At 46.5% G+C, this 20,853-nt stretch carries 20 protein-coding genes; 17 read left to right on the top strand and 3 right to left on the bottom strand.

The window, feature by feature from the left end:
* Positions 1-68 precede the first annotated feature (68 nt).
* The 14 genes from OCV99_RS09925 (at position 69) to OCV99_RS09860 (ending at position 8,892) form a co-directional block, all read left to right on the top strand.
* Complete coding sequence (locus tag OCV99_RS09925; protein WP_117684566.1) at positions 69-410, top strand: HNH endonuclease; 342 nt, start codon at positions 69-71, stop codon at positions 408-410.
* A 1-nt stretch (position 411) separates the two neighbouring features.
* Entirely contained in the window at positions 412-702 is a 291-nt protein-coding gene (locus OCV99_RS09920; protein WP_158370216.1) for a hypothetical protein, read from the top strand.
* Between the two features lies 1 nt (position 703).
* A complete protein-coding gene (locus OCV99_RS09915; RefSeq protein ID WP_117684563.1) occupies positions 704-916 on the top strand; it encodes a hypothetical protein in 213 nt (70 codons plus the stop codon).
* A 94-nt stretch (positions 917-1,010) separates the two neighbouring features.
* Positions 1,011-1,328, top strand: a complete 318-nt coding sequence (locus tag OCV99_RS09910; protein ID WP_059085968.1) for a P27 family phage terminase small subunit — start codon at positions 1,011-1,013, stop codon at positions 1,326-1,328.
* Entirely contained in the window at positions 1,306-3,003 is a 1,698-nt protein-coding gene (locus tag OCV99_RS09905; RefSeq protein ID WP_262575326.1) for a terminase TerL endonuclease subunit, read from the top strand. Before OCV99_RS09910 ends, OCV99_RS09905 begins: the two co-directional genes overlap by 23 nt.
* A 21-nt stretch (positions 3,004-3,024) precedes the next feature.
* On the top strand, positions 3,025-4,224 hold the full coding sequence (locus OCV99_RS09900; protein ID WP_158370214.1) for a phage portal protein: 1,200 nt from the start codon (positions 3,025-3,027) through the stop codon (positions 4,222-4,224).
* Entirely contained in the window at positions 4,208-4,996 is a 789-nt protein-coding gene (locus OCV99_RS09895; protein WP_059085966.1) for a head maturation protease, ClpP-related, read from the top strand. Before OCV99_RS09900 ends, OCV99_RS09895 begins: the two co-directional genes overlap by 17 nt.
* Before the next feature lie 12 nt (positions 4,997-5,008).
* Positions 5,009-6,469, top strand: a complete 1,461-nt coding sequence (locus OCV99_RS09890) for a phage major capsid protein (RefSeq protein ID WP_118575021.1) — start codon at positions 5,009-5,011, stop codon at positions 6,467-6,469.
* A 7-nt stretch (positions 6,470-6,476) separates the two neighbouring features.
* Entirely contained in the window at positions 6,477-6,776 is a 300-nt protein-coding gene (locus OCV99_RS09885) for a hypothetical protein (protein WP_158370212.1), read from the top strand.
* Positions 6,760-7,188: a hypothetical protein gene (locus OCV99_RS09880; protein WP_118634865.1), complete on the top strand. Its 429-nt coding sequence runs from the start codon at positions 6,760-6,762 to the stop codon at positions 7,186-7,188. Before OCV99_RS09885 ends, OCV99_RS09880 begins: the two co-directional genes overlap by 17 nt.
* Entirely contained in the window at positions 7,178-7,549 is a 372-nt protein-coding gene (locus OCV99_RS09875; RefSeq protein ID WP_158370210.1) for an HK97 gp10 family phage protein, read from the top strand. The genes OCV99_RS09880 and OCV99_RS09875 overlap by 11 nt, the downstream gene beginning before the upstream one ends.
* A complete protein-coding gene (locus tag OCV99_RS09870) occupies positions 7,546-7,872 on the top strand; it encodes a hypothetical protein (RefSeq protein WP_158370208.1) in 327 nt (108 codons plus the stop codon). Before OCV99_RS09875 ends, OCV99_RS09870 begins: the two co-directional genes overlap by 4 nt.
* 3 nt (positions 7,873-7,875) lie before the next feature.
* Positions 7,876-8,490, top strand: coding sequence for a major tail protein (locus tag OCV99_RS09865; protein WP_158370206.1), 615 nt, complete (start codon positions 7,876-7,878; stop codon positions 8,488-8,490).
* Positions 8,491-8,502: 12 nt separating this feature from the next.
* Complete coding sequence (locus OCV99_RS09860) at positions 8,503-8,892, top strand: hypothetical protein (RefSeq protein WP_158370204.1); 390 nt, start codon at positions 8,503-8,505, stop codon at positions 8,890-8,892.
* A gap of 263 nt (positions 8,893-9,155) precedes the next feature.
* Here OCV99_RS09860 and OCV99_RS09855 read toward each other — a convergent pair whose 3' ends face one another.
* The 3 genes from OCV99_RS09855 to OCV99_RS09845 are packed head-to-tail and all read right to left on the bottom strand — an operon-like array spanning position 9,156 to position 13,378.
* On the bottom strand, positions 9,156-10,202 hold the full coding sequence (locus tag OCV99_RS09855; protein ID WP_158370202.1) for a tyrosine-type recombinase/integrase: 1,047 nt from the start codon (positions 10,200-10,202) through the stop codon (positions 9,156-9,158).
* Positions 10,195-11,163, bottom strand: coding sequence for a tyrosine-type recombinase/integrase (locus OCV99_RS09850; protein ID WP_158370200.1), 969 nt, complete (start codon positions 11,161-11,163; stop codon positions 10,195-10,197). Before OCV99_RS09850 ends, OCV99_RS09855 begins: the two co-directional genes overlap by 8 nt.
* Positions 11,156-13,378, bottom strand: a complete 2,223-nt coding sequence (locus OCV99_RS09845) for a tyrosine-type recombinase/integrase (RefSeq protein WP_158370198.1) — start codon at positions 13,376-13,378, stop codon at positions 11,156-11,158. The genes OCV99_RS09850 and OCV99_RS09845 overlap by 8 nt, the downstream gene beginning before the upstream one ends.
* A 166-nt stretch (positions 13,379-13,544) precedes the next feature.
* Here OCV99_RS09845 and OCV99_RS09840 point away from each other — a divergent pair, with 166 nt between their 5' ends.
* From OCV99_RS09840 to OCV99_RS09830, 3 genes are read left to right on the top strand one after another with little or no spacing between them, the layout of a single operon-like run.
* Positions 13,545-16,991, top strand: a complete 3,447-nt coding sequence (locus tag OCV99_RS09840; protein WP_158370196.1) for a phage tail tape measure protein — start codon at positions 13,545-13,547, stop codon at positions 16,989-16,991.
* A complete protein-coding gene (locus OCV99_RS09835) occupies positions 16,991-17,740 on the top strand; it encodes a phage tail family protein (RefSeq protein ID WP_117941942.1) in 750 nt (249 codons plus the stop codon). Before OCV99_RS09840 ends, OCV99_RS09835 begins: the two co-directional genes overlap by 1 nt.
* Positions 17,741-20,851: a phage tail protein gene (locus OCV99_RS09830; protein WP_158370194.1), complete on the top strand. Its 3,111-nt coding sequence runs from the start codon at positions 17,741-17,743 to the stop codon at positions 20,849-20,851.
* The last annotated feature ends 2 nt before the right edge of the window (positions 20,852-20,853 follow it).

The following is a 20,853-nucleotide window of genomic DNA, read 5'->3' as shown; positions in this document are numbered from 1 at the left end:
CAAGATTCTCAGACATTATCCCTCACAAAGGCTCCGGAAAACCCGGAGCTTTTTTCGTTGGAGGAGACATGACACAAGAACAGATTGATTATGTGAAAAAGTGCATCAGAGAGGACATTCACAGATTCTACGTGTGGGGACCGTGGAAGAAAGTACGCAGAGAGGTTCTGCAGATGGATCATGGAGAGTGCCAGAGATGCAAGGCAAAGAAGATATACACGAAAGCTACGACAGTGCATCATGTGAACTATGTCAAGAAACATCCGGACATGGCTCTGGAGATATGGTATGAGTGGCATGGTGTACGAAAAAGGAACCTGGTCAGTCTGTGCCACGACTGCCATGAGGCAGTGCATGGATACAGGAAACCAGAGAAGAAAGAAACTCTGACAGAGGAAAGGTGGGATTGATATGGCAAGGACAAGCGATACAGCAGATTATATGGTTACGCAATGCCAGGCGTGCGGAATGCTGAATGTGATACCGAGAGAGTATCCAGACGGTCGAGTGTGTGCGGATTGTTCCGGAGGACCATTGATGCCGATGGGATACGCAATACTGCAGGAGAGACCAACAAACAGAATCACGGTGCAGGTAGATGTGGAACGTGACCAGTTAGACAGATTGATTGAGGATGTGGCAGCAGTCAATGATACTGTGGACGGAATCATTCAGAAGATAGGAAAAATAAAAGAGGGATAACATGAAGCAGGAACAGATTATCAAATGCGGAGGACAAAAGATAAAGGTATTCAACTGTGATCCGGAAAAGAATACGCAATGTGACAAAGAGTTCTGTATGCATAATATAAATGCAATAGACGGGCTGTGCAATCACACAACGAATCCGGATTTTGCTCTGGAAATTGGACAGAAAGCACAGAAAAAAGCGTATACCCCCGGTCGAAAAAATTAGCGTTTTAATTTCGACCACGGAGACCGGTGGGTGGCCTCGACAACGCCGAGAAAGTTCGCACATGATAAAAAAATAAAAAATAGGGGGTGGGAATATGGCGCAAAAAAAATCGGATATATTAGAAAGTTTAATTTCTCAGCTTGAGAAAAAACAGGCTGATATTTCATGTTTTTTGGACCTCATAGATGACTATATGGCCCTCTACGATATCAAGAAAAAGCTAAAAACAGACATAAAAAAGAGAGGAGTATCCTATGAGGCACAATCTGCATCCGGCAAGGCCACCATCATAAAACAAAATCAATCCGTCAAAGATCTGGTGGCCGTAAATAAGCAAATGCTTATGATATTGGACAAGCTGGGTCTGACCACGGAGAAAACCATAAGGGATGACGATGATGACAAACTGTGATCCACGAATAGAAGCCTACATGGAGGCAGTGGAGACAGGAAAAGTGGAGGCGTCCAAAGATGTCAAGGCACTGATGAAACATGTCAGAAAGTGTTTTGAGACGGAGGATATCTATGTGGACCAGCAGCAGCTGACGGACTACCTGGGACTGGCACGATATTTCCCGTATGATGAGGTTTTTCCGTGGCAGCAGTTCGTGATTGGACTGCATGACTGCACGTACTGGCGGGAGAATGGACGACCAAGGTGGCCGGATCTGCTCTGCCTGATTGGGCGAGGTGCGGGAAAAGACGGAACAATAGCGCTGGAATCAACGGCACTGGCATCCGAATACAACGGAATCAGAGAATATGACGTTGATATCTGTGCGAACAATGAGGACCAGGCTCTCCGGCCGGTACAGGATATCGTTGGAGCATTCGAGCAGCCTAAGTGGCTCAAAAAGCTCCAGCGATTTTTTAAGTGGACAAGGGAGAAAGTGGTCTGCAAGAGCACAAGGTCAACAATAAAGGGACATACAAACAATCCGGGCGGAAAAGATGGTCTCCGCTCCGGAATGGTAGTGCTCAATGAGATTCATCAGTATCAAGACTATAAGAATATCAATGTATTTACGACCGGCCTGGGAAAGAAGAAACACCCACGCCGGTCATATTACACTACCCAGGGAGATGTCAGGGAGGGACCGCTGGATGACCTGCTGGAGACAGCAGAGGGAATCCTGTTCGGAGGAGAACCAGACAACGGCCTACTACCGTTTATCTGCCGGTTGGACAGCAAGGCAGAGGTACACGATGAGAAGAACTGGGAAAAGGCTAACCCATCATTGAGATACCTGCCGGATCTCATGGAGGAGATCCGGAAAGAATACAGAGACTGGTTGAAACGGCCTGAGAAGTTCACGGCATTCATGACCAAGAGAATGAACCTCCCAGACGGTTCCAGCGAGATCAAAGTGTGTGCTTATGAAAGAATCAAAGCCACTAACAGACCTGTACCGGTAGATGATCTGGTGGGAAGAATGTGCACCTGTGGCATCGACTTCTCAAAAGTCACTGATATGATTTCCGTCAATCTCCATTTCAGAGACGTGGATACCAGGTATGATCTAAACCATTCCTGGCTCTGCCTGCAGTCAAAAGACTTGCCAAGAATAAAGGCACCATGGAAAGAATGGGCGGATCAGGGACATATCACACTGGTTGATGATGTGGAAATCCACCCGGAGCTGATCGTGGACTATATTGCAGCTCAGATGGAATACTATTCGATCAAGAAAATGGCAATAGATGATTTCCGTTATGCTCTGGTGGCAAAGTATCTGCAGAACATTGGTTTTGATGCAAAAGTGTACAAAAACCTAAAACTGGTAAGACCGTCAGACATCATGAAAGTTGCGCCGGTTATAGACAGCTGTTTTGCAAATGACTATTTCGTGTGGGGGGATAACCCGGTGTTGCGTTGGGCAACAAATAACACAAAGATGGTCAGATACGGCCGGAAACCGGGAAAGGAAGATGATGCCGATATTGGAAACTTTGTATATGCAAAGATTGAGGCAAAGTCAAGAAAGACAGACCCATTTATGGCATTGGCCGCATCTATGACGGTAGAGGATGACCTGCCGTATGCTCAGAGCGTAAGCGCGCCGGATCTGGGCGTATTCACATATTAGCGCAGAAAGGAGGAAACTGACATGGGATTAAGTCTCAGAAAGCTATTCAAGGCAAGAGAAAAACCGGGAGAAGATGTGCAGCGGGTATCATCTGTGGAAATTGCAGATCAGCAGGTCCGTGATGCAGTAACAGAAATCTGTCTGAGAGAGCTGGCGTTCTGGACTTGTGTAGGAAAGATTGCCAACGCTCTGACAAAATGTGAATTTCGCACGTTTTACGAGGGAGAGGAACTGTTCAAAGATGAATATTATCTCTGGAACTACGAACCGAACCGCAATCAGAACAAAGCGGAATTTCTATCAAAGGCCATGGAGCAGTTATTCCGGAACAATGAGCTTTTGATAGTAGAGAGCTATGACGGACAGCTCCTGGTGGCTGATGATTTTTCCGTGACGAAAAATGCACTGTATGGAGACACTTATACCAATGTGCAGGTGGATGATTACACATTTTCGCGGTCATTCCGAAGTTCAGACGTGCTTCACTGGACACTCAACAACAAGAACGTAAACCGGATCATACAGAACCTGTATGACTCATACAGCAAGCTGATTGATTATTCTGCAAAATCGTATCTCAAAAGCAGAGGCAGCAGAGGAACCCTGAACATTTCGGCAATGGCTCAGAGTGATAAATTGTTCAATGAGAAACTGGAAAAGCTCATGAATGAGTATTTTAAGTCATTCTTTGAAAGCCCAAACGCTGTCCTGCCACTGTTTGAGGGATATTCATACACAGACATTGGCTCAAAGACTTACAGCGAGGGAACCAGCAGGGATATCAAAAGCCAGTATGATGATATTTTTGATTTCACGGCCAGAGGATTCTCCATGCCGCCTACACTGGCCAAGGGAGACGTGCAGGACACAGAGAAAGCAGTGGACGAGATGCTGACGTTTTGTCTGGACCCGCTTGCACAGATGCTTATGCAGGAGATTAACCGCAAGAGGATTGGAAAAAACGGGATACAGAAAGGGACAAAGCTGCAGATCGACACCATGAGAGTCAAACATATTGATATGTTCGACATTGCAACATCAGCAGACAAGCTCATCAGCTCCGGAATCTATACAGTGAATATGATTCTGAGAGCACTGGGAGAGATTCCGATAGATGAGGACTGGGCAGACCAGCATTTCATCACGAAAAACTACTCAACTATCCAGGAAATCCTGGAAGAACAGCAGAAAGGAGGTGGGAAGAATGCCAAGACAGGATAAAGTATTTGTATGTTTTCAGAAAGCAGAGGACGATACTCACAAATTATACATCTATGACGATGTGACAGCATACGGCACATTTAACTGGAGCACATGGAGCTATGAGGAATCGGAGACATCTGCAAAGTATTTCCAGGAGCAGCTTGCAGCCATTCCTGATACAGCAACCATTGAGCTGCATATCAACTCAAACGGAGGATCTGTCAAAGAGGGCGTGGCGATCTATAGCCAGCTGAAACAGAAGAACTGCAAAAAGGTTGGATATGTGGATGGAGTTGCCTACAGCGTAGCGTTCCTGATCCTGCAGGCGTGTGATGAGCGCGTCATGGGACTGGGAACATCTGCATTGATTCACAATATGTGGATGAGTGTGGATGGAAATGCCAAAGAACTCAGAAAAGCAGCAGATGATCTGGATACGCTCATGGAGTCAAACAGACAAATTTTTCTGGAAAAATCAAACCTGGAAGAACAGCAGCTCATTGACATGATGGAGGCAGAAACATTCCTAACACCGGAGAAAGCTCTGGAATACGGCCTCATTGACAGGGTAGACAGCTACCAGGCTGATGATAAGGATGTACAGCAGAGATTGATGAGCCGCGTGCAGCAGCTGTCCGGTGTGATTGCACAGCAGAAATCATTCCGGGAACAGTTGGAGTCTATGCGGCAGCAGGGAGGAGAACCAAAACCTCCGGTACCGACTCCAAAACCAGAGCCGGAAGAAAAGAAACTCACAAACCAGTTAGCAAAATTATTCCAAAATATGTAAAGGAGAACTGATATGAAGAATAAAGACGTATTAGCAATGGAAAAGGCCAAGATTGTTGAAAAAATGAATCAGGCCATCAAAGATGACGATACAAAAGCATTCAGTGAGGCGTTCACTGAGCTGTGCCAGAAGATTGAGGACAATGTTCTGGAGCAGGCCAAAGAGATGCTGGTGGAGCAGGATGCAACAATCCTGGCACAGAGAGGTGTACGCCAGCTGACCTCTAAGGAAAAACAGTATTATGAGAAAATCATTGAGGCTATGAGATCCACAGATCCGAAACAGGCGCTCAATGACGTTGAGGTGGTTATGCCGGAAACAATCATTGATTCTGTCTTTGATGAACTCCAGACAAACCACCCGCTCCTGTCCAAGCTGAACGCAACCACAGTGACAGGTCTGACAAGAATGATGATGAATACAAACGGCGAGCAGAAAGCAGCATGGGGCAAGCTGACAGCCAAGATCATCGAGGAGCTGACCTCTGGATTCAAAGAGGTAGATGTAACACAGGAAAAACTGAGCGCATTCCTGCCGGTTTCCAAGGCTATGCTGGATTTAGGACCGACATGGTTGGATACATACGTGCGTCAGGTGCTCTATGAGGCACTGGCAAACGGGCTGGAGTACGGTATTGTACAGGGAACTGGAAAAGATGAGCCGATCGGTATGATGAAACAGGTCGGAGAGGGCGTTGTTGTGACAGGCGGAAAATATCCGGACAAAAACGCTATCAAAATGACTGCACTGGACATGACACAGATGGGAAATGTTACAGCAATCATGGCCAGAAACGACAAAGGACAGGCAAGAACTGTCACAAGCCTCATTTTGTTGGTTAATCCGGTGGATTATTTCCGCAGAGTGCTTCCGGCCACAAGGATGCTGACTCCGGATGGAATCTATGCATCTGTGCTCCCGGTGGACGCTGAAATCATTCAGAGTGCAGCTGTTCCGGAGGGAAAGGCAGTATATGGAATGGCAACCAAGTATTTCCTGGGAGTCGGAATGGCAAAAAATGGAAAAATTGAATATTCTGACGAATACAGATTCCTGGAAGATGAGAGGGTATATCTCATCAAGCTGTATGCTCATGGTTTCGCACTGGATAACAATGCTTTCCAGGTTCTGGATATCAAGGATCTCCAGCCGTTACGTTTTAAGGTTGTAAGCGAGACAGAAAAAGCAAAGACAGATGATGCAACACTGGCAGATTTGAAAGTTGGTGCACTGAAACTGTCTCCGACATTTGCAGCAGGAACCACAGAATACACAGCAACCACACAGAATGCGTCCAACACAATCACAGCGGTACCGGCAAGTTCCACAGCGGAAATTGAGATCACGGTGGGAGATGTGAAAGTGACAAATGGAGCAGCAGCAAACTGGTCCGAGGGTTCCAATACTGTGACTGTAAAAGTGACTGACGGAGCACAGACAAAGAGCTACAAAGTAACAGTGACAAAGGAGTAAATGAATTATGGCAGACGATAAAGACAACAAGCTCCTAAACGAGATCAAAAATTATCTGGAGATAACCTGGGATGATTCCCTGGGAGATGAGAAGATGAGGGGCATGGTCAAAAGAGGAATGGCTGCCATAAGCGGAAAAATAGGGGAGTGCAATTTCTATGAGGAAACTCAGGAAAAAGCACTCCTTTTTGATTATGTCATGTATGCCAGAGCGGGGGAGATACCACAGTTCTGGCAGAATTACAGAGATGAGATCATTTCTCTGCAGATAGACAGAAAGGTGGACGGATATGCCGCGGATCAGTAGTAAGCATTTTGAAAATTTTGGAGATGGCCTGCTGACGATCTGTGAAGCGGACGAACGAAGCCTGACCAGAACAAAGCTGGAGCATATACGTTTTGGAAACAGGACGGTAGGTGTAACAAGATACTGGCAGGCACAAACGGCCGGAAACCAGGTGGATAAGCTCCTGGCAGTTCCATTGGAGGTACTGGATGCGGAGCAGATCGAGGTCAATGATGTGATTATTCTGGAAAACGAGACGGACTGGTTATGGGACAATATGACATTTGATGAGTCAGAGATGAAAGACCGGGCCGGACATTATCAGATTAAGCAGGTACAGCCGAAGTACGACACGAAACCACCAGCGCTGTATCTGTCGCTGGAAAAACTGGTGCACCCATTCAAAGACGGGAGGGATTCTGGTGGCGGTTAAAATTGGAGATCTGACCAAGGCTGTCATGAAAGAGCTGGACAATTATGGCGTTGCGGTTGGCCTGGAGGTTGAAAAAGTATCCAAGGAAGTTGCCGCGGATACGGCCAAAATGCTGAATAAAACATCTCCTAAGCTGACAGGAGACTATGCAGCGTCATGGACTTACGGGACAGGAGAGACCAAACGGACAAAGCATACAATGGTTGTCCATGCGGAAAAACCGGAATACGCTCTGACACACCTCCTGGAAAAAGGACACCAGAAACGGGGCGGTGGAAGAACCAAGGCCATAGTGCATATTGCACCTGCTGAGGAGGCAGCAGTAGATGAGCTGGAAAAGGAGCTGAGGACGAGATTATGACCAAAGATCAAATTGAACAGATACTGGGAGAAATGGGAATCCCGTTCAGATATCATCATTTCACACAGAAAGAGATGCAGGACATCCCGCTCCCTATTGTTGTATGGCTGACACCGGGAACAGATAATTTTTTCGCAGATGGCAAGACATACAAAAAGATAACGAAACTGGATATTGAACTCTACACAGATGACAAAGACTGGGAGCTGGAGAAAAAGTTGGAGGAAATCCTGGACAAACATGACATTGCCTGGGAGCAGACAGCCTCTGGGTGGCTGGAGTCGGAGAAAATGTGGGAGTCGCTATATGAAATGGAGGTATAGAAAATGACTGGAGCAGAGAACAAAGTCAAGTACAACATTAAAAACGTTCATGTGGCCAAGCAGACAGAAAAGACCACAGAGGGAGCTACTACATACACGTATGATACTCCGAAAAGTATTCCTGGAGCGGTCAGCATCAGCATGGACGCACAGGGAGAGATTTCCAAGTTCTACGCAGACGGAATTGCGTACTATGTGACAAGCGCAAACAACGGATATGAGGGAGATCTGGAAATGGCACTCATTCCGAGCTGGTTCCGCGTGGAAATTCTCAATGAAGAACAGGACAAAAATGGCGTCCTTGCGGAAAATGCAGACAAAACAACAAATCCGTTCGCTCTACTGTTTGAGTTTGATGGAGATGTGAAAGCAATCCGCAGATGCTTATATAACTGCACCTGCACAAGACCGTCTATTGCATCCGAGACAAAAGAGGAGACAGTAGACCCTGGAACAGAGACACTGACAATCACAAACAGTCCGAGAAAAGACGGTCTGGTAAAAGTACAGACAGGACCGGACACAGCAGATGGAACATATACAGGTTGGTACAACAAAGTATATGAGCCGGTTGCCGTGACAAGCGAGGCGGCACAGACAGCTGAAATAAAGAAATAGGAGGGATAGATCATGCTGAGAAAAAAGGTGGAAATTGATGGCAGAGAGGTAGAGTTCAAGGCATCCGCAGCGGTGCCGAGAATCTACCGGATGAAATTCCGCAGAGATCTTTTCGTGGATTTGCAGAAAATTGCAAAGTCTGTGAAAAAGAAAGGAAAAAAAGAGGATAAGGAGTCAAGTGAGATTCCGATTGAGGACCTGGAAATGTTTGAAAATATCGCGTATGTCATGGCACAGCACGCGGATCCGGAGAATGTGCCGCCGGACATTATGGACTGGCTGGAGCAGTTCAACACATTCTCTATTTACCAGATCCTGCCTGCCATTCTGGAACTCTGGCATATGAATGAGGAGACAAAAAGTCAGGCAAAAAAAAACTTAGACCGAGTAGCCGGGAGTTAAATACTCCACTGTTCCTCCTGAGATGCTGTCAGGTCGGAATCTCTATCCGGGATCTTGATCTGCTAACGGTCGGAATGGTCATGGATATGTTTACTGAGCAACAGAATGATTCATACAAATATCCGAAGATGGCAACACAGGAGGATTTTGATAAATGGTGAATTCACCATTTATCGAATTATCAGCACCTTATAAAAATCAGCACCTTTTGTCTTGATGAAACCATTCGTCTGGATTATCATACGAAAAGGTGCTGATTAGTTTTACTGCAACTTTCTCAAACCACAGATTGAAGATAAACTATCAGTGTCGGGATTCCACTTCGGGACAGCGTTGCGGTCACTTTCATCTTCGAGGGTGGCAAGTGCCGCAGCCTCCTGTTCCGTTGTTATATCCAGGTAAATCATGGTTGTTTCAAGCTGCGAATGGCCAAGAAGGAATGAAATCTGAGCGATGTTCATACCATCCTCAAGCCAGTGTGAAGCCTTTGCGTGCCGAAACTGATGCGCATGGAGGTCCAAGGGAACATCTGCACACTTTTCATGACAGGCACTGGCATATTTCTTCATCATCTTCCGGACTGCTGACTGGGACAGCTTTTCCATAGTTCCTTTATTCCTGGAAAAAAACAGGAAAGAATCCGGTTTTGGATTCGAGCCATGAAAAACCTTTATATATAGCCTGATATGCGCCACCGCCTTGGGAAGCAGATAAAGTGTCCGTACTTTATCACCTTTACCGATTATTACGACATAAGGCTTTTCGATATCCAGCTTCAGCTCTTTTATACGGATAGAAAGGATCTCGTCAATCCGCGCCGCTGTCGCATAAAGAATGACCATTAAGGCAAGGTCGCGAATTCCCGTTTTATGTGTGGTATCGGGTTCGGCAAGAATTACCTTTATTGCCTCACGGCTAAGTCCAGATACTTTTTTCTTGGTTTTTTTGCGGAGAGGAACCTTCGATACCTCATCAAGAAGATACAGATATTTCGGATTCCTTGACGAAAGATATTTTATAAACTTCCGGAAAGAGGAAAGCCTCGTGTTGCATGACTGCGGGCTGCAGCCTCGCTCATTCGAAAGCCATTCCATCCAGCCTTCAACCTTTGTCTCTTCAAAGCACTGCGGACTGAAGTTTGCCGGTTTTATACCGCATTCGTTTTCAAGATACCCGATATATAGGGTTATGGCCGTCTCATAAGAATGCAGTGTGTGCTCGCTGTTGGTAAGGTGCATTGGCGCATAATCCGTAAGGAATTCCGATATGGCACGTGCAAGGTCAAAAGATTTTGAATTGATCCTACTCATAATCCGGCACCTCCGGTACAATCTCATCGAACCCAGCTTCGGTTGTTTTCTGTAAAATATCTGCCAGTGCAGGGACGATGGAATAGTAGTATTTGGTGCTTTCAAGGGATGTGTGCCCCATACTTTTGCTCAAAAACACAAGCTTATCATGGAACTCAAATCCGGAATTAATCCATGAATTGATGTTTTCTATCGCATAATTATGTCGGAAATCATAAGGAACCGCTGATGACCCGTTGACCTTATCCCACACCTTATGAAAATGATAATCCAGCATGTCAGGTGAAATGGGCATGTCTGGATTCTTCGAATTCATAGGAAAGAAAATAATGCGTGATGGAAAGCGCTTTGATGCAACAGCATCATAGTCCCGCAACAACTGGATGGCATCGTCATGTAAAGCCACATAGTGCTGCTGATTTCCCTTTGTTTCTTTCACATTGATTATGCCTCTTGCAAGGTCGACATTCTCTGTGCGAAGAAGGCGGGTCTCCGTTGGCCGCATACCGCTGCTATACAATAGCCGGAATTCCACGGATGCGCTAAGGGCAATAAAGCGACTGCTTTGGTCGCGAGCGGTTTTGACATTTTCATCGCATCTGCTGAAGAAACGACAGAGTTCTTCTTCGGAAAATGCATGTGGTATGTGTGTCTTTGGCGGTGCCGGTGGCATTTCTGGTTTTACAACAGATGTAAGGTTGCGATTCTGTAAATACTCTATCAGCCTAAGAGCGGACTGACATCTGTCAATAAAAGAACGTTTCTGCTCCGTAGGTCTTTGAATGCACCATCCATTAATCATCTCCTGCGTTATCCCTTTCACACCGGGATAGTTCTCGGAACAGAAACGGTCGAAATACAGGATCGTTTGTGAATAAACTTCATTCCAGTTGTTCGATGCGACTCGATACCTGATGAACGGCTCAAAGATAGAAGCTCTTTCTTTACTGTATTCAGCCAAGGGAGATCACCTCCTTCGACACAGGATACTTTTTAAGACTGATCGAGCATTCCCGGATGTGCTCCATATCTGCGTAAAGATAGGCATCCAACGACTTCGGAGAAGAATGCCCCAATGCAGCACTGATCACAGGCGAAGGGATGTTCCCAGCCGCCATGGTTGAAGCTGCACGGTGGCGGAAGATATGCCCGCCCTTGCGATCGCCTTCCTCCTGACGGATCCCTGCAGCCATCATGATTTTTGTAACAGCCCATTCAATGCCGCCCTTTCCAAGTGTATTATAAGGAGCCGCGTCACATAGAAAGAGGTAGAGACTGTCAGTGTGCGGGCGTTCAATAGTGCAGTAATCATAAATGGCATTCCCTACCACGGTACTGAGTGGAAGGACTACGGGATTTCCTGTTTTTTCCTGCGTAAAGCTGATCGTCCGATGCTTTAAGTCTACCGAGTCAAGTTTCAGGCATGAAACGTCAGAGCCTCGCATGCCTGTATAGAAGATGATGGTGCCTATGGCTCTCTCCTTGTAGGACAGGCCGTTGCCTTCGTCATTAAGAGCCTTCCTGAACTTGTTGCTCTCGTCCGTTGTGAGGTATTGTATTGTTTTCCGGCTGGAATGGTACTTCGGAACGTACATTCCAATCCTCCTGCACTCATTAGGATTTAACGGGACGCATGTACGGAAAAACAAGGATATCCTGGATGCGGTTGACTGTCCGCGGAGGTAAACTCCATCCGTGTAGAAAAAGGCAAGTACATCTTCTTCAGCCACATCGATCAACCGCTCAACTCCCCTCTGCTGGAGAGAATATAAAAACGAAGATGCTTTTGTCTTCGTACATTTGATGGTATTAGGCTTAAGACCACGCCGCTTTTCATCTTCACAGGCATAGTCCACCAGAGCTTTGTATTCGGGAACAAGCTTCGAATAACAGTTCCCACGTGGGCAAAGCGGATTCTGCGTTGCTCTGTTGTTGGGCATAATACCCAGGCGGTGGAACTCATCGAGGATTCCAAGGATGCTCCGAATATCATGAAGATAACATTTCCCGAAGCTGCGTGATGAAAACCAGTTCCAGATGTCTTCGTAAGAATTCCATTCAACTTCACGTGAGAGGATGACAAGCCTGCGGGTATGGAAATACAGTTTTTTGCGATAGTCCTCGCAGTATCCATGATCTTTCATGTATGCAAGCAATCCATCGAGATGATCCTGCCAGAATGAAAGATCAAGCTCTCCGAGGCTCTGTACTCGTGATTCAAGCTTCATTTGAATGGATGGATGCTCCGGGACATCCCCTGTAGACAGCCAGCATGAGAGTTTTTCAAGAGTTTTCCTAGTGGAGTCCATATGACTGGTGCTGATTGGGCGGCGTTCATTCCATTCAAGGATTTCATCGATAGAATCCCATCTGATGCTCCTGGAAAGCATGATGATACGCTTTAGATTATTCTTGTTTACTTTCAATGAAGATTCGCTATAGCCCCTATCCTTCATGCATTCCAGAAACTCATCTAAGTGGATCTGGACATAGGAAAGATCGAAATCGCCAAGGCTTGGCTCAACGGACATTTTTTCATCTGGAACGGTGAGAAACCTTCGTTTTCTTACATTGACCATACCGTGGTCATCCCAACCAATCAGGGTGCCATTCAGCTGCCAGTACTCCATATGGTCAATAATCCGGTATATTTTATCAAGGTACTTGGTTGTAAGTTTTTTCTCGAAATACCAATCTTTGATATCTTGATAGGTATCCCATGAGTTAGAGGCGGACATTGTGATAATGTAAGAGACTGTCCGGCGGATGGATAATACAGTTTCATCACAGCGTCCCTGCTGAATAAAAAAAGCGAGGAAATCGTCTAATTGATCGCACAATGGAAAAAGATTGAGTCTTCCCTTGCTTCGTGTTGGTGCAGTAACGTGAACATGCTCCTTAACAATACGATGCTCTGGTTTTTGTCCAAGCAGATGAAAAGCTTCCAGCTTCTTGATAATAGAGAGCTTAAACCACCTGGTCTTGTCCTTCAGGCCTGGAAGCAGACTGTAGTAATTTCGCACATCCTCGTAGGTTTGCCAGCCATGAACAGTCGCATCTTCCTCTAAGGATAGTGCGAATCGTTTGTGAGCAGAGATTACTTTTGTGCAGAATCCCTGTTCACACATGCTGTCAAGGAACTCATCAAGATGTTCCTGCCAAAAAGAAAAAATCATAAGCGTTACCTCCTGTAAAATAGTGTTATATAGTATGGTAACGAAGGGCAGAAATAAAATCAGCACCTTTTCGACTTGAATTCAGTTAAAACGCTGACATTTGGAAAAAGGTGCTGATTTTTATAAGGTGCTGATAATTTGACAAGTTCTAAGGAGGTGGAACAGGATGGCGGCAGGCCGGAATATCAAAGGAATAACGATTGAAATCGGCGGAGATACCACGGGCCTGCAGAAAGCCCTAAGCGGTGTAAACGACAAGCTGAAAAATACTCAGGCACAGCTGAAAGACGTGAACACTCTGCTGAAATTAGATCCATCAAATACGGTACTGGTAGCGCAAAAACAGGAATTACTGAAAAATGCGATAGCAGACACAGCAAGCAAATTGGACACGCTGGAGGCGGCACAGAAAGATGTGACAGCAGCTCTGGAGGCCGGAAAGATTGGCCAGGAGGAGTACATGGCTTTCCAGCGAGAAGTTGAGGCAACCAAGGCAACATTGAGCCGGTATCAGTCAGAACTGGACGGATTAAATACCGAACAGGACAGACTGGCTACGAACACCGAACGCCTCAGCAAATTATTTGACGCTCTGGGAGCGGACGTGGATGATTATGCGGACGTCCTGGGCAGTAAGCTGGTAACAGCAATCAAAAACGGATCTGCATCATCAGATCAGTTGAAACTGGCCATTGAAAAGATTGGAAGATCAGCCACAGACGGGAAAGCTGACATCAAACAGATGACAGATGCACTGGATACGGTTGACGATGGACAGGCAATCAGGAACCTCATCCAGGATCTGAAAGAAGCGGGAGCACAGGCAGACGATACAGCGGAACAGCTGGACGAGATGGGAAAAACACTCACAGCAGGCACGCTGATGGAGGCAGCCGATCAGATTTCTGGACTAGGGGATAAAATAACAGAATTAGGAGACAAAGCAAAGGACGCTTTTCTGGAGACACAAGATGCCACAGTAAAAGCGTCCACTTATTTTGGAGAAACCGGGAAAGCGGCTGAGGAAACAGCCGGAGTCATCAAGGACGTATATGCTGAGGGCGTGGGAGATTCCATGGACTCTGTATCAAATGCGGTCATTACGGTCAAAAAGAACCTGAAAGATCTGGATGAGACTACACTGACACATCTGACAGAGCAGGCAATCACGCTGGATGAGCTGTATGGAATTGACATGAATGAGACTCTCCGAGGTGTCAACAGCCTCATGGAGCAGTACGGACTCACGGCACAGCAGGCCATGGACTATATCGTAAAGGGTACACAGAATGGCCTGGATAAGACAAACGAGCTGGGGGATAACCTCTCAGAGTATTCTGGAAAGTTCGCTCAGGCCGGTTATTCCGCTCAGGAGTATTTCCAACTATTGCAGAACGGACTGGACAATGGAGCGTATAACCTGGACAAGGTAAACGATGCCATTAACGAAGTCACGACCAGACTGGTTGATGGAACAATAGCGGATTCCCTGAGCAAAATTGATGAAAAGACCGGGGAGGTACAAGCCGGAACCGGAGGCTGGAGCAAAGAGGTTGAGGATGTATTCAAACAGTGGCAGCAGGGCGGAGCTACACAGAAAGATGTTATTGATGCCATTGTGACAGATATTCAAAACACAGAGAACCAGCAGGACAAACTGAACAAAGCAGCGCTGGCATTCGGTACAATGGCCGAGGACGGCAATGCGAAGTTTATCGAGTCGCTCACTACGGTAGGGGACACCTATGATAACGTGGCTGGATCAGCAGAGAATATGTTCGATCAGTCCACGACAGACTCACAGACGTTTGAGGCGAGCATGAGACAGCTGGAGCAGAGCCTGGTCCCTCTGGGAGAGGCACTGATGAACCTGGCAAACAATATCATACCGCCGATTGCCTCCGGAATAAAAACGATAGGAGAGTTTTTCGGGAAATTACCAGAACCGGTACAAAATTTTGTGGTTATACTGGGGGCTGTGATTGCCGCCTTTACCACTTTAGCCCCTGCCATATTGGCCGTGATAAACATTGTAAGTATGTTAGGCGTGGCAACACTGGGGCCGATCATCGGAATCATTGCTGGTGTAGCTGCAGCAATTACTGCAATTATAGCCATTGTGAAAAACTGGGGCGCTATATCGGAGTGGTTCGGAGATTTATGGGTAAAAGTGAAAGAGAAATGCTCACAAGTGTGGGAATCAATCTGCTCATTTTTTACCGAAACGATACCGCAGGCATGGGACAGTCTGGTGTCAAAATTCCAAAGCATCCCGGAATGGTGGTCAGGAATCTGGCAACAGGTCGGAGATTTCTTTTCTCAGATCTGGCAGTCAATCTGTTCATTCTTTACGGATACAATACCGCAGGCATGGCAGAACGTGGTTTCATGGTTCCAGGGCATCCCGGAATGGTGGTCGGGAATTTGGCAGCAGGTGGCTGATTTCTTCTCAGGAATCTGGCAGTCCATGATGGAAAACCCTGTGCTGTCATCAATCGTAACAACCATACAGGAATTGTGGCAGAATGCAGTCACTACACTGCAGGGCATCTGGTCCGGTCTGACGGAGATTGCATCAGGAGCCTGGGAGTTGCTGAAAAATACGATACTTGCACCGGTGCTTTTGTTGATCGACCTGGTAACGGGAGATTTCACTCAGTTGGCGTCCGATGCACAAAATATCTGGCAGAATATCCAGGACGCTGCATCACAGATCTGGTCTGGAATACAGCAGGTGGTCACATCATTTGCAGAGGGATTGGTCACTCATGTGGTCACTCTGGTTACAGGATTTATGGACACCTTGTCAAGTTTGTGGGACATGATAAAGCAGACGGCGCTCAATACCTGGGAAAATTTGAAAAATTCTGTGGTTCAAACAGCAACAAATTTGAAAGATTCTGCAATCCAGGCGCTCCAGAACCTGAAAGAATCTGCATACCAGAAGTGGCAGGAAATGAAGCAGAACGCACACGACAGCTGGGAGAATTTAAAGAGCAGTGTGGTTCAAACCGCACAAAATCTGAAAGAGTCAGCGGTGCAGGCGTTCCACAATATGGTTTCCGGAATCGGAAACGCACTGAGCAGTCTGGGATCAACTGTGCGGAACGGATTTTGGTCAGCAATCAGCTTTATCACATCACTGCCAAGCCAGGCAGTGCAGTGGGGACGAGATTTCATAGACGGAATAGTTTCCGGAATCAGGAACGCCATTGGCAGAGTCAGAGATGCCGTGTCAGACGTGGCATCTACAATCCGCTCATTTCTGCATTTCTCAGTGCCTGATGAGGGACCACTGACAGAGTATGAGTCCTGGATGCCGGACTTTATGCAGGGATTAGCTAAAGGCATCGAAAAGAGTAAATCAGTGGTGGCTGATGCAATCGAGGGCGTGAGCAAAGACATGACAATCAATGCAAACGCAATGATGGACCAGAGCAACGCAAAACGGACAAACGCCATCATGAATATCACATCATTGCTGGCTCAGTATCTGCCATACCTGGCCAAGAGCTTAAACATCGAATGGGATACCGGAGGCGTAGCAGCGAAACTGGCAAGAGATATGGATAGAGAGCTGGGTATCCTGGCAGAGGAGGGAGGATTCCTATAATGGACGCAATTACAAACGGAGCCACGATTGAGATCGTGGCCACCGGCGAAAGATTCCACACTCTGAATGACTGGGGACTGGCAATAGGAAACAATGATTATATTGGAGATGTGGAACAGGAAAACTATTATGTGGACGTGCCTGGAGCGGATGGCTTTCTGGATTTCTCAGAAGCCATCACAGGCCGCCGCATATTCAAAAACCGTCCGATCAGCATCGAGCTGGGCGGTAAGAAACCAAGAGACAACTGGGATATTTTTATTTCAGACCTTAGAAACCTTGTAGAGGGCAGAGAAATCAAGGTCATTTTCGACAATGACTCTGGGTTCTACTGGACAGGCAGAGCATCTATCCAGGGATACGACAGAAATAGGGAGATAGGCACATTCACATTGGCCATTCCGAAAGCTGACCCATACAAGTACAATGTGGCGGATTCTACAGAGGACTGGTTGTGGGATTCGTTTGATTTTGAGACTGGGATCATAGACGAGGGTACAGAAATTACGGTCAAGGCCGGAGAGACAAAGACGTACACAATCGTTCCAGATCAGATGCCGTTCGTTCCGACCATATACGTGAGCGTCCTGGGATCGGCCGGACTCAAAATGACGGCTAACGGGGAAACCTACACACTGATGAAAGGAAAGAACCGTTTTGCGGATATCACAGTCAATACAGAGGACGTGGTGCTCAGTTTCACTGGAACGGGCACACTCACGATCCGGTACAGGAGGGGGTCACTGTAATTGTATAAAGTTAAAATGGACGGTCAGACCCTCTACTATCCAGGAGATAAAGAGGCGGTACTGACCAATCCAACGCTAAACCTGCAGACGGGATATGCGGGAACCTTTGAGTTTTCGGTACCGCCAAACAACCCATTGTATGACAAGATCAAGAACCGGAGCAGCATGGTCAGCGTGTTCCGGGATACAACAGAATTGTTCTATGGAGAGGTCCGGAAACAGCCCAAAATAGACCGTTACAGAAACAAAAATGTCTATTGCGCCGGCGCAATGAGTTTCCTGGCGGACTCCATACAGCCGCAGGCTGAGTACCATGATATGACACCACGGCAGATGCTGGAGACGTTTCTGGATATTCACAACAACCAGGTAGAGGATAGAAAAAAGATCTATCTGGGAAAAGTGACCATTACAGATGCAAACGATTCCTTATACAGGTACACCAACTTTGAGAACACGCTGAAAGCGATCAGAGAGAAACTGGTGGAGAAACTGGGAGGATATCTGAAACTCCGGCATGAGAATGACAAGCTATATCTGGACTGGATCACACTGGAAGAATACGGAAAGTATTGCAGCCAGCCGATTGAGTTCGGGCTGAATATGCTGGACTACTCACTGAGCAGAACGGCGGAAAATATTGCCACAGCGTTGATCCCGCTGGGAGCACGTCTGGAGGGAGAGTCAGAGATTGACGCTCTGGAGAAGTATGTGGACATTACCAGCGTAAACGGTGGATCAAATTACATTTATAACCAGAGCGCGGTGGAAAACTTTGGCTGGGTGTGGATAACTAACACCTGGCAGGATGTAACAGAACCATCAAACCTGCTCAGAAAAGGAAAAGAGTGGCTGGAGGATAACCAGTTTGAGGATTTAACACTGGAACTGACAGCGGTAGACCTGTCCATGATGGACAGTGACTATGATGCTTTTGAGTGCGGAGATAGGATTCAGTGCAGAGCAAAGCCATACGGCATGAACAGAGTTTTTCCGGTAATGGAGATGCAGATCCCTCTACAGAAACCAGACGGAGCAACATTGACGCTGGGGGAGAACAGAAAGCTGACCTATACAGAACAGCAGAGCAGAATCTATTCCGGAGTCACAGCAACAGCCGAGGAACGCCGGAAAATTCAGAATCAGGAGATGCGGACAGCCATTGATAACCTGACAGCAAAAATGACAGGAACGGCCGGAGGATATCATCTGGAAGAATTTGACGAAAATGGACTCTGGCTCAGAGAGCTATACATGGACGCTCCGAGCAAAGAAAAGGCCACAAAGATTCTGCAGATAAACAAGGAGGGCATCGGAGGCAGTCACAACGGATATGCAGGACCGTACACAGTGGGAATGACACTGGACGGACAGATTATAGGCGAACGGATCACGGCCAACTCTGTCAGCTCAGAAAAGCTGACGGTTGAGTATAAATCCGAACTGGAGGGGAAATTCTCACAGGCCACAAAGAATGCCAATGATTATACAGACAAGCGGGAAACCGCTGTGAAAGAAATTATCACAACTAGCATCAAGTCGATGGAGGACAAGATACAGCTGGCGGTTACGGATCAGAAAAGCATCACGAACCGGTATGATTATATCAAAGGCGGAGACAACCAGAGTCTGGACGTTTCAAAGTTCACGGCATCGGCCAATGCCACAGTGACAAAGAGCACAGCCGGGAATATGAACGCCATCCTGATGACCAAAACAGACGGAAACACAGCATCAATCCAGCAGAGCCTGGGAACATTGCCGGCAGGCACCTATGAGATAGAGGTCAAGGTGTACACGCCTACTGGAAAGAAACCGAGCTATTGTTATTTTGGCTTTTCCGGAAATACAATCTCACAGTACCTGTCAACGGTAAACTGTGATAAATGGTACACACTGAAAAGAACCGTTACCTACACAAGCGCCGGGGCAAGATCCTTTTATCTTTCTATTACTGGCTCATCCGGACAGCAGATCTATCTGACGGATATCCGGGTACTGAGAAATGTGAAAGAACTGATTGACGATGTGGACGCAAGAATCACGGTAGAGGCCGGAAAGATCACTCAGCAGGTATCTGAGATGTATGAGAGCAACAGTCATAACTATTGCACAAACGGATCTTTTTCAGATGGCGAAGATAAGTTCACTGGCTGGTACCGGTCTAACAATACACAGGTCACACAGAACACGTTTTCCGGAAAATCATGTGCTCAGATCACGAACACGACTAGCACCTATTATCTACGGTGGTATCAGAAACCGTTCGACAAAAAGGGAAAAGTCAGAGTAAGGTTCAAAGCGGCCTGTGCATCAGGGCAGGAGAAAACAGCCAGAATCAGAGTGACAATAGATGGAACGTCACACTATACAAATGCAGGAGACTTGAGCACATCCTGGAAAACATTTGAATTTGAGAATGTTGCAACACCGTCATATTTTTATACATATTTCTACAATAACGTGGCCAATACAACGGTATACATCACAGACGTGGAAATCATGGGATATGCGGCGGCCTATACTGAGTCTCAGTTGAAACTGACAGCCAACGATATCACGGCGGAAGTCACAAGAGCGAAAAAAGCAGAGGATACACTGAAAAGCAGTATCCAGGTCAATGCGGATGCTATCAAGCTGAGAGTGTCAAAAGGAAAAATTTCCTCAGAGATCAGTGCAGAGTCTGGCTCTATTTCAATTAAGTCGAACAGAATCAGCATCAGTTCCACAAACTTTACGCTCACGGCATCTGGATATGTAACCATGAAAGGTGCAAGTTGTCAGGGAAGTTTCGAGGCGAAAAATGGAGACTGGTGGATAAAAATGAGCTATGGAGAAATCACTGGAGGATACAGCGGTTCAACCTATGGATACATTGATTTCAACGGAGCTTACAACAACACCAACGAACACACGTTGAGAATCATGGGAAACACTTGCGTGGATATCAAAGGAAAGCTGTGTACAGCTACCAGCTGGAACGCTGGAACAGTATACACGACTTACACCGGAACGCGCAGAAAAATCACGAATATAAGAGACATCGGAAACGGAGCTATAGAATGGTCGTGGACAGATGAAACCTATAGAAATGGATTATTGATGGGATAGGA

This window comes from Dorea acetigenes, from assembly GCF_025567385.1.
Classification (GTDB): Bacteria; Bacillota; Clostridia; order Lachnospirales; family Lachnospiraceae; genus Claveliimonas; species Claveliimonas acetigenes.
The sequence above is the reverse complement of the archived record's forward strand: the minus strand, read 5'-3'. Positions and strand labels throughout refer to the sequence as shown.

Coding starts and splice junctions, on each gene's coding strand:
- OCV99_RS09925 (WP_117684566.1), top strand. CDS start 69: ATGACACAAGAACAGATTGATTATGTGAAAAAGTGCATCAGAGAGGAC.
- OCV99_RS09920 (WP_158370216.1), top strand. CDS start 412: ATGGCAAGGACAAGCGATACAGCAGATTATATGGTTACGCAATGCCAG.
- OCV99_RS09915 (WP_117684563.1), top strand. CDS start 704: ATGAAGCAGGAACAGATTATCAAATGCGGAGGACAAAAGATAAAGGTA.
- OCV99_RS09910 (WP_059085968.1), top strand. CDS start 1,011: ATGGCGCAAAAAAAATCGGATATATTAGAAAGTTTAATTTCTCAGCTT.
- OCV99_RS09905 (WP_262575326.1), top strand. CDS start 1,306: ATGACGATGATGACAAACTGTGATCCACGAATAGAAGCCTACATGGAG.
- OCV99_RS09900 (WP_158370214.1), top strand. CDS start 3,025: ATGGGATTAAGTCTCAGAAAGCTATTCAAGGCAAGAGAAAAACCGGGA.
- OCV99_RS09895 (WP_059085966.1), top strand. CDS start 4,208: ATGCCAAGACAGGATAAAGTATTTGTATGTTTTCAGAAAGCAGAGGAC.
- OCV99_RS09890 (WP_118575021.1), top strand. CDS start 5,009: ATGAAGAATAAAGACGTATTAGCAATGGAAAAGGCCAAGATTGTTGAA.
- OCV99_RS09885 (WP_158370212.1), top strand. CDS start 6,477: ATGGCAGACGATAAAGACAACAAGCTCCTAAACGAGATCAAAAATTAT.
- OCV99_RS09880 (WP_118634865.1), top strand. CDS start 6,760: ATGCCGCGGATCAGTAGTAAGCATTTTGAAAATTTTGGAGATGGCCTG.
- OCV99_RS09870 (WP_158370208.1), top strand. CDS start 7,546: ATGACCAAAGATCAAATTGAACAGATACTGGGAGAAATGGGAATCCCG.
- OCV99_RS09865 (WP_158370206.1), top strand. CDS start 7,876: ATGACTGGAGCAGAGAACAAAGTCAAGTACAACATTAAAAACGTTCAT.
- OCV99_RS09860 (WP_158370204.1), top strand. CDS start 8,503: ATGCTGAGAAAAAAGGTGGAAATTGATGGCAGAGAGGTAGAGTTCAAG.
- OCV99_RS09855 (WP_158370202.1), bottom strand. CDS start 10,202: ATGAGTAGGATCAATTCAAAATCTTTTGACCTTGCACGTGCCATATCG.
- OCV99_RS09845 (WP_158370198.1), bottom strand. CDS start 13,378: ATGATTTTTTCTTTTTGGCAGGAACATCTTGATGAGTTCCTTGACAGC.
- OCV99_RS09840 (WP_158370196.1), top strand. CDS start 13,545: ATGGCGGCAGGCCGGAATATCAAAGGAATAACGATTGAAATCGGCGGA.
- OCV99_RS09835 (WP_117941942.1), top strand. CDS start 16,991: ATGGACGCAATTACAAACGGAGCCACGATTGAGATCGTGGCCACCGGC.